Source organism: Streptomyces triculaminicus (assembly GCF_017349075.1).
GTDB classification, from domain to species: domain Bacteria; phylum Actinomycetota; class Actinomycetes; order Streptomycetales; family Streptomycetaceae; genus Streptomyces; species Streptomyces triculaminicus.
Window position 1 is genome coordinate 316,565 of sequence record NZ_JAFMOF010000001.1, and the last position, 13,612, is coordinate 330,176.

The 13,612-nt window shown below is 71.0% G+C and carries 13 protein-coding genes and 1 tRNA gene; 12 read left to right on the top strand and 2 right to left on the bottom strand.

The window, feature by feature from the left end; all coding sequences use genetic code 11:
- From J1792_RS01525 to glmS, 3 genes are all read left to right on the top strand, one after another.
- A complete protein-coding gene (locus J1792_RS01525; RefSeq protein ID WP_086573409.1) occupies nucleotides 1-1,161 on the top strand; it encodes an acyl-CoA dehydrogenase family protein in 1,161 nt (386 codons plus the stop codon).
- A gap of 230 nt (nucleotides 1,162-1,391) precedes the next feature.
- Nucleotides 1,392-1,667 (top strand): hypothetical protein, encoded by a 276-nt coding sequence (locus J1792_RS01530; RefSeq protein ID WP_086574229.1) that lies wholly within the window; start codon nucleotides 1,392-1,394, stop codon nucleotides 1,665-1,667.
- A 111-nt stretch (nucleotides 1,668-1,778) separates the two neighbouring features.
- The gene (gene glmS / locus J1792_RS01535) at nucleotides 1,779-3,599 is read left to right on the top strand and encodes a glutamine--fructose-6-phosphate transaminase (isomerizing) (RefSeq protein WP_207246534.1); all 1,821 of its coding nucleotides are present in this window, start codon (nucleotides 1,779-1,781) and stop codon (nucleotides 3,597-3,599) included.
- A gap of 431 nt (nucleotides 3,600-4,030) precedes the next feature.
- Here the strand turns inward: glmS and J1792_RS01540 are convergent, their stop codons facing one another.
- Entirely contained in the window at nucleotides 4,031-4,552 is a 522-nt protein-coding gene (locus tag J1792_RS01540; protein ID WP_071965807.1) for a universal stress protein, read from the bottom strand.
- A gap of 342 nt (nucleotides 4,553-4,894) precedes the next feature.
- Here J1792_RS01540 and J1792_RS01545 point away from each other — a divergent pair, with 342 nt between their 5' ends.
- The 9 genes from J1792_RS01545 to J1792_RS01585 all read left to right on the top strand — a co-directional run bounded on the left by J1792_RS01545 (nucleotide 4,895) and on the right by J1792_RS01585 (nucleotide 12,706).
- Complete coding sequence (locus J1792_RS01545) at nucleotides 4,895-5,212, top strand: hypothetical protein (protein WP_307842873.1); 318 nt, start codon at nucleotides 4,895-4,897, stop codon at nucleotides 5,210-5,212.
- 383 nt (nucleotides 5,213-5,595) lie between these two features.
- Entirely contained in the window at nucleotides 5,596-6,942 is a 1,347-nt protein-coding gene (locus J1792_RS01550; protein ID WP_086573833.1) for a helix-turn-helix domain-containing protein, read from the top strand.
- Between the two features lie 5 nt (nucleotides 6,943-6,947).
- A complete protein-coding gene (gene orn, locus J1792_RS01555) occupies nucleotides 6,948-7,553 on the top strand; it encodes an oligoribonuclease (RefSeq protein ID WP_086573831.1) in 606 nt (201 codons plus the stop codon).
- Nucleotides 7,554-7,678: 125 nt separating this feature from the next.
- Nucleotides 7,679-7,751 (top strand) — tRNA-His (locus J1792_RS01560).
- Nucleotides 7,752-7,895: 144 nt separating this feature from the next.
- A complete protein-coding gene (locus tag J1792_RS01565; protein WP_086573830.1) occupies nucleotides 7,896-8,102 on the top strand; it encodes a cold-shock protein in 207 nt (68 codons plus the stop codon).
- Nucleotides 8,099-9,427 carry an ABC transporter substrate-binding protein gene (locus tag J1792_RS01570; RefSeq protein WP_086573828.1) on the top strand — a complete coding sequence of 443 codons (1,329 nt, stop codon included), beginning with the start codon at nucleotides 8,099-8,101 and terminating at the stop codon, nucleotides 9,425-9,427. The genes J1792_RS01565 and J1792_RS01570 overlap by 4 nt, the downstream gene beginning before the upstream one ends.
- Nucleotides 9,424-10,404: a carbohydrate ABC transporter permease gene (locus tag J1792_RS01575; protein WP_086573827.1), complete on the top strand. Its 981-nt coding sequence runs from the start codon at nucleotides 9,424-9,426 to the stop codon at nucleotides 10,402-10,404. The genes J1792_RS01570 and J1792_RS01575 overlap by 4 nt, the downstream gene beginning before the upstream one ends.
- A gap of 9 nt (nucleotides 10,405-10,413) precedes the next feature.
- Complete coding sequence (locus J1792_RS01580) at nucleotides 10,414-11,256, top strand: carbohydrate ABC transporter permease (protein ID WP_086573825.1); 843 nt, start codon at nucleotides 10,414-10,416, stop codon at nucleotides 11,254-11,256.
- A gap of 49 nt (nucleotides 11,257-11,305) precedes the next feature.
- Nucleotides 11,306-12,706 (top strand): GH1 family beta-glucosidase, encoded by a 1,401-nt coding sequence (locus tag J1792_RS01585; protein WP_207246537.1) that lies wholly within the window; start codon nucleotides 11,306-11,308, stop codon nucleotides 12,704-12,706.
- An 8-nt stretch (nucleotides 12,707-12,714) separates the two neighbouring features.
- Here J1792_RS01585 and J1792_RS01590 read toward each other — a convergent pair whose 3' ends face one another.
- The gene (locus tag J1792_RS01590) at nucleotides 12,715-13,584 is read right to left on the bottom strand and encodes a spermidine synthase (RefSeq protein WP_207246538.1); all 870 of its coding nucleotides are present in this window, start codon (nucleotides 13,582-13,584) and stop codon (nucleotides 12,715-12,717) included.
- Between the last annotated feature and the right edge of the window lie 28 nt (nucleotides 13,585-13,612).

A 13,612-nucleotide genomic window follows, 5' to 3' on the forward strand; every position in this document is an offset into this window, starting at 1 on the left:
CTGGACCACCGCCTCTCCCCCGAGCACGAGGAACTCCGCCGCACCGTGGAGGAGTTCGCACACGACGTCGTCGCCCCGAAGATCGGCGACTTCTACGAGCGGCACGAGTTCCCGTACGAGATCGTGCGGGAGATGGGCCGCATGGGCCTGTTCGGGCTGCCGTTCCCCGAGGAGTACGGCGGCATGGACGGGGACTACCTGGCCCTCGGGCTGGTCCTCGAGGAGCTCGCCCGCGTGGACTCCTCCGTGGCCATCACCCTCGAGGCGGGGGTCTCGCTCGGCGCGATGCCCATCTACCGCTTCGGCACCGAGGAGCAGAAGCGGGAGTGGCTGCCGAAGCTCTGCTCCGGCGAGATGCTGGGCGCTTTCGGCCTGACCGAGCCCGACGGCGGCTCCGACGCGGGCGCCACCCGCACCACGGCCCGCCTGGACGAGGCCACCGGCGAATGGGTGATCAACGGCACCAAGTGCTTCATCACCAACTCCGGCACGGATATCACCGGCCTGGTCACCGTCACCGCCGTCACCGGCCGCAAGCCGGACGGCAAGCCCCTGATCTCCTCGATCATCGTGCCGTCCGGCACCCCCGGCTTCACGGTGGCGGCCCCCTACTCCAAGGTCGGCTGGAACGCCTCCGACACCCGCGAGCTGTCCTTCTCCGACGTCCGGGTGCCGGCCGCCAACCTGCTGGGCGAGCAGGGCCGCGGCTACGCCCAGTTCCTGCGGATACTGGACGAGGGCCGTATCGCGATCTCCGCCCTGGCCACGGGCCTGGCCCAGGGCTGCGTCGACGAGTCCCTGTCGTACGCGAAGACCCGCGAGGCCTTCGGCCGGCCGATCGGCTCCAACCAGGCCATCCAGTTCAAGATCGCCGACATGGAGATGCGGGCCCACACCGCCCGGATCGCCTGGCGCGACGCCGCCTCCCGCCTGGTGCACGGCGAGCCGTTCAAGAAGGAGGCGGCGCTGGCCAAGCTCTACTCCTCCGAGATCGCGGTCACCAACGCCCGCGAGGCCACCCAGATCCACGGCGGCTACGGCTTCATGAACGAATACCCGGTCGCCCGGATGTGGCGCGACTCCAAGATCCTCGAGATCGGCGAGGGCACGAGCGAGGTCCAGCGCATGCTGATCGCCCGCGAGCTGGGACTCACGGACTGACCGCTCGGGGGGGAACCCGGGCGGGAACCCTCCCCCGCCCGGCCCGGCCTGCCCCTTTCCTCCCCCGCCCGGCCCGGCCTGCCCCTGCCCTCCCCGGCCGGCCGGCCCGGCCTGGCAAATCAGGCGATCTTCAGACGTTTGCAGCTGATTCACCTCACATTCCCTGGATTCCCTGCCCGAAATCGGGCAGGATTCTTGCGAATGCTCTCCGTAGCCCTCAGTATCGACGGGTGCTCGAACGCCGTATGCCCCATGACGACCTGGTCGACCACCTGGTGCGCAGCACGCCGCTTCAGCGCGGCGAGGCTGCCCGGGTGGTCCTGGACGTGCTGGCGTACTTCGACGAGACGGCCGAGGAGTTCGTCCGCCGCCGCCACCGCGAGTTGCAGTCCGGCGGGCTGAACAACACGGAGATCTTCGAGCGGATCGCCGCGGAGCTGCCGCACCGCGCCGTGGCACCACCCGAGCTCTCACTGCGGCAACTGCGTCGCATCGTCTACGGCTGAACCGGCAGCCGGGACGGAAACGGTGAGGCGGCCCCGCACGGCCGCCTCACCGCTTCCACCGTCGTCGTCGCCTCCGGGCGCCACTGATCGTTTAACCTGGGAGGGTCACCTATGTGTGGAATCGTCGGATACATCGGCAAGCGTGACGTCGCTCCGCTGCTGCTGGAGGGCCTGCAGCGGCTGGAGTACCGCGGCTACGACTCCGCGGGCATAGCCCTGCACGCCAGCGGCAAGGCCGGCGGCCTGAAGTCCGCCAAGGCCAAGGGTCGCGTCCGCGAGCTGGAGGCCCGCCTCCCCAAGCGCTTCGCCGGCACCACCGGCATCGCCCACACCCGCTGGGCCACCCACGGCGCCCCGAACGACGTCAACGCCCACCCGCACCTGGACGCGGAGGAGAAGGTCGCCGTCGTCCACAACGGCATCATCGACAACGCCTCCGACCTGCGTGCCAAGCTGACGGCCGAGGGCTTCGTCTTCGTCTCCGACACCGACACCGAGGTCCTCGCCCACCTCATCGCCCGCTCCGAGGCCGGCACGCTGGAGGAGAAGGTCCGCGAGGCGGTCAAGTACATCGAGGGCACGTACGGCATCGCCGTCCTGCACGCCGACTTCCCGGACCGCATCGTCGTCGCCCGCAACGGCTCCCCCGTGGTGCTGGGCATCGGCGAGAAGGAGATGTTCGTCTCCTCCGACGTCGCCGCCCTGGTCAGCCACACCCGCCAGGTCGTCACCCTCGACGACGGCGAGATGGCCACCCTGCGCGCCGACGACTACCGCACGTACACCACCGAGGGCTCCTCCACCTCGGCCCAGCCGACCACCGTGGAGTGGGAGGCCGAGTCGTACGACATGGGCGGCCACGACACGTACATGCACAAGGAGATCCACGAGCAGGCCGACGCCGTGGACCGCGCGCTGCGCGGCCGCATCGACGACCGCTTCTCCACCGTGCACCTCGGCGGCCTGAACCTCGACGCCCGCGACGCCCGCGCGGTGCGCCGGGTCAAGATCCTCGGCTGCGGCACCTCGTACCACGCCGGTCAGATCGGCGCCCAGATGATCGAGGAGCTGGCCCGCATCCCCGCGGACGCCGAGCCGGCCTCCGAGTTCCGCTACCGCAACCCGGTCGTGGACCCCGACACCCTCTACATCGCCGTCTCCCAGTCCGGTGAGACCTACGACGTCCTCGCCGCCGTCCAGGAGCTCAAGCGCAAGGGCGCCCGCGTCCTGGGCCTGGTGAACGTGGTCGGCTCGGCGATCGCCCGCGAGACCGACGGCGGCATCTACGTGCACGCCGGCCCCGAGGTCTGCGTCGTCTCCACCAAGTGCTTCACCAACATGGTGGTCTCCTTCGGCCTGCTCGCCCTGCACCTGGGCCGCACCCGCGACCTGTCCGTCGCCGACGGCAAGCGGATCATCGAGGGCCTGCGCAAGCTGCCCGGCCAGATCGAGGAGATCCTGGCGAACGAGGCGCAGATCGAGGAGCTGGCCAAGGAGTACGCCGAGGCCAAGTCGATGATGTTCATCGGCCGCGTCCGGGGCTACCCGGTGGCCCGCGAGGCCTCGCTGAAGCTGAAGGAGGTCTCGTACATCCACGCCGAGGCCTACCCGGCCTCCGAGCTCAAGCACGGCCCGCTGGCCCTGATCGAGCCCGCCATGCCGACCGTCGCGATCGTCCCGAACGACGAGCTGCTGGAGAAGAACCGCGCCGCGCTCGAGGAGATCAAGGCCCGTAGCGGCCGCATCCTCGCCGTCGCGCACCAGGAGCAGGAGAAGGCCGACCACACGATCGTGGTGCCGAAGAACGAGGACGAGCTCGACGCCATCCTGATGGGCATCCCGCTGCAGCTCTTCGCCTACTACACGGCGAAGGCCATGGGCCGCGACATCGACAAGCCGCGCAACCTGGCGAAGTCCGTCACGGTCGAGTAGTCACGGCCGGGCGATTTCGCCCTGGTCCGCCCCGGCCCGCCCCCGGCGGGCCCCCAAGCCCTCTCGGACCTGTCCGCACCTGTCCGCGACAGGTACGAGAGGACGGCCCTCCCCACGCGTGCCACCACGCGCGCGGGGAGGGCCGCCTCCCCTGTGCCGGCGTCGCCCTCACACCGGCGGTGATGCCACCGGTCCCGGGAACCGTCACCTCCCGTCCGGCGGCACGACAGCGTCGTGTGCCGGAGACCTACCCGCACCCGGGGCACGAGCCACCTCTACGCGTGAGTAGATTTCGCGGCTCGCCAAGGCACGCGCCAAGGCATGCCAAGACGCACGTCAAGACGCGCTTCACGCCGGATTCGACGCCATCGGCCTTTCGGTCCGCGGGAGTTGACATGCCTCCGGGGCATGTCCGGACAGGTCCGGTCGCTCTACGGGATGACCACGACCGGCCGCTGGGCGCGCCGCGCCAGCCGGCCCGCCACCGAGCCGAAGATCCGGCCGACCAGGCCGTGCGTGGAGCCCACCACGATCGCGTCCGCCGCGTACTCCCGGCCGACCTCTTCGAGCTCATGGCAGATGTCCCCACCACGCTCCACAAGAATCCAGGGCACTTCGGACAAATAGTCCGCGCAGGCGAGTTCCAGGCCCAGCACCTCGGTGCGGTGATCGGGAACGTCCACGAAGACCGGCGGCTCACAGCCGGCCCACACCGTCGTCGGCAGCCGGTTGGCCACATGCACGATGATCAGGCCCGAGCCGGAACGGCGGGCCATCCCGATTGCATACGCAAGCGCTCGCTCGCTCGACATGGAACCGTCGAAGCCCACCACGACGCCGTGCTGGAACGCCGGATCGCAGGAATGACGTGTTTCTTCCGCCGCTTCGGGATGCGCCGTCTGATCGGCGATCCGCTTGCGGTCCGCGGGTTCGGAGAATTCGTGACCGGCCATCGGTGTCTCGGCGAAGGAAGCCTCGTGTCGAGGGGATCAGCGGTGGACTGGTTGGAGTTGTCGGGGGGCACGCCCTCGGATGGATCATGGACGGCCAAATCCGTCCGGGATTCATCTTTTCAAGTGCTTACCCCCAGGGTACGGCGACACTGCCTGCCTGCCCAGAGGCCGCCGCACGGGAACGAGCCCCCGTGGGCGTTCCCCGGAGCATGCACGAGCGCGGCGCGTAGCGCAATGGCCCCGGCTCTACTCACTGGTACCCACTCCCCAGTGACCCAGGCCCCCGGGCCGCCGTTGTAGTACCGCGTACCACCTCCAGCAGCCGCCAGCAGGGAGCCGCTCGTGCCCGGAACCCGTGATGACGCCCGCGAGGACACCTCCGAGGGGCAGTCCCCCGATCCGGTGAGCGACGTGGTCCGCTGGGCGGCGTTCAGCTGCGTCCTGGTTCCGGTCGTCCTGCTGATGTGCGGTCAGTCCTTCGGCGGCGCGGCCGGCACCGCGGCCGGTCTGGTGGCCCTCACCTCCGCCTGTCACGCCCTCCTGCGCCAGTCGGCGCGCACCGCCGCGAGGGTCTCCTCGGAACAGCCGATTCCGCACCGCGGCAGGCGCGGCCGGACGGGCGGCGGAAGCCATCGCGGGGCGCGTCATCCGGGCTCCTGATCCCCCCTCGACGGACCCTCTCGCACGCCTGCACCCGTAGGTTTTCAGCCAAGTTCGGCCCGAACTTCACACCTTGGCCAAAGAGCCCTCCAACAGCCGGTCGACCAGCAAGGAAACGGGCCTGCAGGGCGGTTGCCGCCTACGGACAGAGGGCATGGGCGAGAGGCGTACTTTTCACCGGGGCCTGCAAGTGCAACGCTTCGTGATCGAACGCTTCGCGCCAAGTTGTCATGTCGACTTAGAGGCGGGTGGTGAACTGGTCACCGCGTCTCCAAACGACGCAGTAGATTCGATCTTGGCCATGACCGGCGGGGGAACCGTTCAGGACCGAGGGGAAACGTGCAGGACCGAGAGGACTCGACCGCCGAGGGGGGCTTAGCGCCATGAGCCAGGACTCCACGACCGCACCGGAGGCCGCGCGTAAGCTCTCCGGACGCCGCCGCCGGGAGATCGTCGCCGTACTTCTTTTCAGCGGCGGCCCCATCTTCGAAAGCTCCATTCCGCTCTCCGTGTTCGGGATCGACCGACAGGACGCAGGAGTTCCCCGCTACCGATTGCTGGTGTGCGCGGGCGAAGATGTGCCATTGCGAACGACCGGCGGCCTGGAATTGACCGCACCGTACGGCCTGGAGGCACTCTCCAGGGCCGGCACCGTAGTCGTACCGGCCTGGCGGTCGATCACCCAGCCGCCACCGGCCGCCGCACTCGACGCGCTGCGCCGGGCCCATGAAGAGGGGGCCCGCATCGTCGGGCTGTGCACCGGGGCCTTCGTACTGGCCGCCGCGGGCCTGCTCGACGGCAGGCCCGCCACCACCCACTGGATGTACGCGCCCACGCTCGCCAAGCGCTATCCGTCGGTCCATGTGGACCCCCGGGAGCTCTTCGTGGACGACGGCGACGTACTGACGTCCGCGGGCACCGCGGCAGGCATCGATCTGTGCCTGCACATCGTCCGCACCGACCACGGCGCCGACGCCGCGGGGGCCCTGGCCCGCCGCCTCGTCGTGCCACCGCGCCGCAGCGGAGGACAGGAGCGCTACCTCGACAGGTCTTTACCGGAGGAGATCGGCGCCGACCCGCTCGCCGAGGTCGTCGCCTGGGCGCTGGAGCACCTCCACGAGCAGTTCGACGTGGAGACCCTGGCCGCCCGCGCCTATATGAGCCGTCGCACGTTCGACCGACGGTTCCGCTCGCTCACCGGGAGCGCCCCGTTGCAGTGGCTGATCACTCAGCGGGTGCTGCAGGCGCAGCGACTCCTGGAGACCTCGGACTATTCCGTGGACGAGGTCGCCGGGCGCTGCGGCTTCCGTTCGCCGGTGGCCCTGCGCGGCCACTTCCGCCGGCAGCTGGGATCCTCCCCCGCCGCCTACCGGGCCGCCTACCGGGCGCGCCGGCCGCAGAGCGGGCCGGAGCGCGTGGAGCGGAGCGAGCGGGCGGAGCGTGTGGAGCGGGGTGAGCGCGGGGACCGGTTCGACCGGCCGGATCCCGTCGAGCACCGTTCCGGCGAGCCGTCGCTCATGGGGATGCGGCGCACGGCCATGGCTCCGGCCGCGCACGCGGTGACGGGTGCGCCCCTGGGCAGCCCGCCGCCGCACGTCGGCCACGGAGGTCATATGGGCCACGCCGGTCACGGCGGAAGTCATGGGATGAACCCCAATGATTCCGGCAAATCGGATGCCGACCTCTATGCTCCACGCCTGCCCGGTCAGCGGGAGCGCCCCGTAGGGTGAGACGTATGAACGATCGCATGGTGTGGATCGACTGCGAGATGACCGGGCTCTCGCTGTCGGCCGACGCGCTCATCGAGGTGGCCGCCCTGGTCACCGACTCTGAGCTGAACATCCTCGGGGACGGCGTGGACATCGTCATCCGCCCGCCCGCCGAGGCCCTCGCCACCATGCCCGAGGTGGTGCGCCAGATGCACACGGCCTCCGGGCTGCTCACGGAGCTGGACGGCGGGACGACGCTCGAGGAAGCGGAGCGTCAGGTCCTGGAGTACGTCCGTGAGCACGTCCCGGAGGCGGGCAAGGCCCCGCTGTGCGGAAACTCGGTCAGCACCGACCGTGGATTCCTGCTGCGGGACATGCCCGCCCTGGAGGGTCACCTGCACTACCGGATCGTGGACGTGTCCTCGGTGAAGGAGCTGGCCCGCCGCTGGTTCCCGCGCGCCTACTTCAGCAGCCCCAAGAAGACCGGCAACCACAGGGCACTGTCCGACATCCGCGAATCGATCGCCGAGCTCCGCTACTACCGCGAGGCGATCTTCGTGCCGCAGCCCGGTCCGGACTCCGACACGGCGAAGGCCATCGCGGCCAAACACGTCCTGCCCGTCCAGGCGTAAAGCCGCAGCCAGGCATAGTGACGCAGCTCGCTCCCGGCACGACGAGAGCTGGGAGCGAGCACCCCTCCGGACCCTGTACACTTTTTCTCGGCCGGTAAGAAACACGGAAACAAACACCGGACATGGTGGGTATAGCTCAGCAGGTAGAGCACCTGGTTGTGGTCCAGGATGTCGCGGGTTCGAGTCCCGTTACTCACCCTGATGAAGAGCCCGGTTCGCGTAAGCGGACCGGGCTCTTATCGTTTTGTAGCCCTCACGGGTGATGCACGGCGCGGCCAGGGGAAGTTCGGCGTCGGTCCGGGGAATGCTCAGGTGCCGACACCGGACGAAGGGTCATGATCGATGGCAACGGGCAAAGTGAAGTGGTTCAACGCCGACAAGGGCTTCGGCTTCATCCAGCAGGACGATGGCGGTCCGGATGTGTTCGTCCACTTCTCCGCCATCCAAACCACCGGCTTCCGAGAACTGCACGAGGGCGACAGCGTCAGCTACGACGTCACCCAGGGACCGAAGGGACCGCAGGCTGAGAACGTCAACGTCGAGAGGTGACCCCGGCCTGGCCGAGCGGTCCCTACCGACGCCGGGCGCTGGTCCTCGCGGCCGCCGCCGCGCTCCTCCTCGTCGTGAGCGTGCTCGACGGCTGCGCCCGGGACGGCAGTGACGACGACGCCGGGCACCACCGGCGGACCACGGTCACCATCGGCACCTTCGGTGTCTTCGGCTACCGCCAGGCCGGGCTCTACGAGGAGTACGAGCGGCTGCACCCGGACGTCGTCGTCAAGGAAAGCGTCATCGAGCGCAACGACGCCTACTACCCGCAGCTGCTCACCCACCTCGCGGCCGGCAGCGGGCTCGCCGATATCCAGGCCATGGAGGTGGGCAACGTCCACGAAGTGGCGGCCGCCCAGGGCCGCCTCTTCGAGGACCTGTCCCGGGCGAAGGGCGTCCGGCGGGCGGACTGGCTGCCGTGGAAGTGGGCACAGGCCACCACGCCCGACGGCCGGACCATCGGCCTCGGCACGGACATCGGGCCGATCGCCCTGTGCTACAGAAAGGACCTCTTCCGGCGGGCCGGGCTGCCCACCGACCGGGAGGCGGTCGGCCGGCTGTGGGCCGGCGACTGGCAGAAGTACATCGACACCGGCAAGGCCTACGCCCGCCGGGCCCCGGCCGGCACGGTCTTCACCGACTCGGCGGCCGGCATCTACAACGCCTCGGTCCACGCCTATCCCGAGCGCTACCACGACCGCTCCGGCCGGCCCGTCTACATGGACTCCCCCGCGGTCAGAACGTCCTGGGACCTGGCCGTGCAGGCGGTGCGCGCCGGGCTGACGGCCCGCCTCAAGCAGTTCGAGAAGCCCTGGGACCAGGCCTTCGCGAACGGCCGCTTCGCCACCGTCGCCTGCCCGCCCTGGATGCTCGGCTACATCAAGGAGAAGTCGGGCGCCGCCGGCCGGGGCGCGTGGGACGTGGCCGCGGCCCCCCGGCCCGCCAACTGGGGCGGCTCCTTCGTCACGGTCCCGAAGGCCGCCCGGCACAAGGCGGCCGCGATCGAGCTGGCCGTCTGGCTGACCGCCCCCGCCCAGCAGGCCCGGCTCTTCGAACGGCAGGCGAGCATCCCCTCCACCCCGGCCTCGTACGCCATGCCCGCGGTCAGGGACGCGCGGAACCCCTACTTCGGCGACGCCCCCATCGGGCGGATCTTCACCACGGCCGCCCGGTCGGTGCCCCTGCTGGTCTTCGGCCCGGGGGAGCAGCAGATCGGCACGGCGTTCACCGACATCGGCATCGCCCAGGTCGAACAACAGGGCAGGTCCCCCGCGGCCGGCTGGGCGGCGGCGCAGAAGGAGATCAAGAACGCGGTGGACGAGTGACCGCCACGACCACGGCGGTGGAGGGGGCGGAAGCGGGCCCCGCCGGCCGCGACCGGGACCGCCCGGCCGCCTGGCGCAGCCGCCTCTACCGCTGGGACCTGCGCTACAGCCCGTACGCGTTCGTCGCGCCGTTCTTCGCCTTCTTCGCCGCGTTCGGGCTCTTCCCTCTCCTCTATACGGGCTGGGCCTCGCTGCACCGGGTGGAGCTGACCGCCCCGGACCGCATGGTGTGGGTGGGTGCGCACAACTACCTCCGGCTGCTCGACAACGACTTCTTCTGGAACGCGCTGCGCAACACCGTCACCATCGGGGTCCTCTCCACCGTCCCCCAGCTGCTGATGGCCCTGGGCCTGGCCCATCTGCTCCACTACCGGCTGCGCGCCGCGACGTTCTGGCGGGTCGCGCTGCTGACCCCGTACGCCACCTCGGTCGCCGCCGCCACCCTGGTCTTCGTCCTGCTCTACGGGCGCGACTACGGCCTGGTGAACTGGGCCCTGGGCACCCTGGGCGTCGGCCCGGTCGACTGGCAGAACGGCACCTGGAGCTCGCGGTGCGCGGTCTCCTCGATCGTGATCTGGCGGTGGACGGGCTACAACGCGCTCATCTATCTCGCCGCCATGCAGGCGGTGCCCGACGAGCTGTACGAGTCGGCGGCGCTGGACGGGGCGTCGCGCGGGCGGCAGTTCCTGCACATCACCGTTCCGGCGCTGCGGCCGACGATCCTCTTCACCGTCGTGGTCTCGACGATCGGGGCGACCCAGCTCTTCGGCGAGCCCCTGCTGTTCGGCGGGGCGGGCGGCCAGAAGGGCGGCGCCTCGCACCAGTTCCAGACGCTCGGGCTCTACCTCTACGAGCAGGGCTGGTTCTACTACCACCTCGGGCGGGCCTCGGCCGTCGCCTGGAGCATGTTCCTCCTTCTGCTGCTCGTGGCCGCGGTCAACGTGCTGATCGCGCGCCGGCTGCGGAAGGACCGGTGAGAGGAGCCCATGGCGATGCCACCCCGTGCGGGACGGCCGCTGCGCGCCGGGCCGGTCGGCTACGCGGTGCTGGCGCTGTTCACCGCGGGCTCGCTGTTCCCCCTCGTCTGGACGGCCGTCGCCGCCTCGCGTTACAACGCCCGGCTGGCCCGCACCCCGCCGCCGCTGTGGTTCGGGGACCGTCTCGGAGAGAACCTGGGCACGGCGTGGAGCGACGCCAACATGGGGCTCGCGCTGTTCAACACCACGCTCGTGGCCGGGACGGTCGCGCTCGGCACAGTGCTCTTCTGCACGATCGCCGGCTTCGCCTTCGCCAAGCTGCGGTTCCGGCTGAAGAACGTCCTGCTGTCGCTGACCGTCGGCACGATGATGGTGCCGCCGCAGCTCAGTGTCGTCCCGCTGTTCATGGTGGTCGCCGGCCTGGGCTGGACCGACCGGCTGCAGACCGTGGTGCTGCCCACGCTGGTCAGCGCGTTCGGGGTCTTCTTCATGCGGCAGTACCTCGTGGAGGCGCTGCCCACCGAGCTGATCGAGGCGGCCCGGACGGACGGCGCGAGCAGCTGGCGCGTGGTGTGGCACATCGTCTTCCCCGTCGCCCGGCCGGCGATGGCCGTGCTGGGGATGCTCTCCTTCGTCCAGGCGTGGAACGACTTCTTCTGGCCCGTGATCGCGCTGACCCAGGAGAACCCGACCGTGCAGGTGGCGCTCACCGGGCTCGGCCGGGGCTATGTGCCCGACCAGGCCGTGGTCATGGCCGGGGCGCTGCTGGGCACCCTGCCGCTGCTGCTGGCCTTCGCCCTCTTCGGCCGCCAGATCGTCGGCGGCATCATGCGGGGCGCGGTCAAAGGCTGATCCGTCCACTCTCTCCCCTCCCCTTCCTCTCACCTCTTCGGGAGCGACCATGACCGTGACCTTTCCGACCGGCTTCCTGTGGGGCGCCGCGACCGCCGCCTACCAGGTCGAGGGCGCGGCCCGAGAGGACGGCCGGACCCCCTCCATCTGGGACACGTTCTCCCGCACCCCCGGCCGGGTGCTGGGCGGCGACACCGGCGACACGGCCACCGGCCACTACCACCGCCGCGAGGAGGACGTCCGGCTCATGGCGGAGCTGGGGCTGGGCGCGTACCGCTTCTCCGTCTCCTGGCCGCGCGTGCAGCCCACCGGCCGGGGGCCCGCCTCCCGCGGCGGACTGGACTTCTACCGCGCGCTCGTCGACGACCTCCTGGCCCGGGGCATCCAACCGATGCTGACGCTCTATCACTGGGACCTGCCCCAGGAGCTGGAGGACGCGGGCGGCTGGCCCGCGCGCGAGACGGCACACCGCTTCGCCGACTACGCGCTGCTGGTCGGCGAGGCGCTGGGCGACCGGGTCGGGCTGTGGACCACGCTCAACGAGCCCTGGTGCAGCGCCTTCCTCGGCTATGCCGCCGGGGTCCACGCGCCGGGCCGCACGGACGACGAGGCCGCGCTGCGCGCCGCCCACCACCTCAACCTGGCGCACGGCCTCGGCGCCCAGGCGCTCCGCACCGTCCTGCCGGCGGACGCCCGGCTGTCCGTCGCCCTCAACCCCGCCGCCGTGCGGGCCCGTACCCCCGCGCCGGGCGACCTGGACGCTCAGCGGCGCGTCGACGCCCTCGCCACCCGTATCTTCACCGAGCCCATGCTGCGCGGTGCGTACCCCGCGGATCTGATCTCCGACACCGAGCCGATCACCGACTGGTCGTTCGTGCGGGACGGCGACACGGACATCGTCAAGCACCCCCTCGACGCGCTGGGCATCAACTACTACGCGCCTACAGTGGTATCAGCCGCCACTGACAATCGGCCCGACCGGTCCGACGGGCACGGTGCGGGCGGGCGTTCGCCCTGGCCGGGCGCCGGCCGGGTGGCGTTCCACCGGCCCCCGGGCAAACGCACCGCGATGGACTGGGCGGTGGACCCCACGGGCCTGTACGACCTGCTGATGCGCTTCACCCGCGAGGCGCCCGGACTGCCGCTGATCATCACCGAGAACGGCGCCGCCTACGACGACAAGCCGGACGCGGACGGGGCGGTGCACGACCCCGAGCGCATCGCGTACCTGCACGCCCACCTCGACGCGGTGCTGCGCGCCCTCGGCGACGGGGCCGACGTGCGCGGCTACTTCCTCTGGTCGCTGCTGGACAACTTCGAGTGGGCGTACGGCTACAGCAAGCGCTTCGGCGCGGTGTACGTCGACTACGCGACGCTGGCCCGTACGCCCAAGTCGAGCGCCCGCTGGTACGCCCGGGTGGCCCGGACCGGCCGGCTGACGCCGAGCTGAGGCGGCCGTCACTCGAAGACGGAGGGCGGCGGGGCCGGGGAGGGGCGGGCGTCGACGTCGCTGACGGGCGCCGCGCCGCCGGTGAAGTCGGCGAGGGCGCGGCCGTGTTCGACCCGGCCCTGGTGGGGGTCGGTGGCGGCCCGCCGTGTCAGCTCGGCGACGGGCAGCTCGCGGTCGGAGGCCAGCAGCACGGCGTTGCCGAAGCGGCGCCCGCGCAGGACGGCCGGGTCGGCGGTCAGGCACAGTTCGGGAAAGACGGTCCCCACGGTCGCGATCTGCGCCTTGACGTAGGCGAGCGGCGGCCCGTCGGCGAGGTTGGCGGCGTAGAAGCCGCCGGGGCGCAGCACCCGGCGGACCTCGGCCGCGAACTCGGTGCTGGTCAGGTGGGCGGGCGTGCGGGCGCCGCTGAAGACGTCCGCGATGATCAGGTCCGCCCAGCCGTCCGGCAGCTTGCCGAGCCCCTCGCGGGCGTCGCCGCCGCGCACCCGGACGCGCCAGGTGCTCTCCAGGGGCAGCTCGGCGCGGACGAACGCCACCAGCGGGGCGTCGATCTCGACGATCTGCTGGGTGGAGCGGGGGCGGGTGGCGGCGACGTAGCGGGCGAGCGTGAAGGCGCCGCCGCCCAGGTGCAGGACCTGGACCGGTCTGCCGGGCGGCGCGACGAGGTCGGCGATGTGGCCGAGCCTGCGCTGGTAGGCGAAATCGAGGTAGGCCGGGTCGTCGAGGTCCACATGGGACTGCGGGGCCCCGTCGATGAGCAGGGTGCGGCCGCGGGGGCGGTCGCGGTCGGGTACGAGCTCGGCGAGACCGCCGTCGACCCGCGCGGTCACCGCCTCCGCGGTGCGCCCGCGACCTGGTTTCTGCTTGCCTTTCGCCACCCGTCAAGTATCGCCGGTGGCGCGCGGC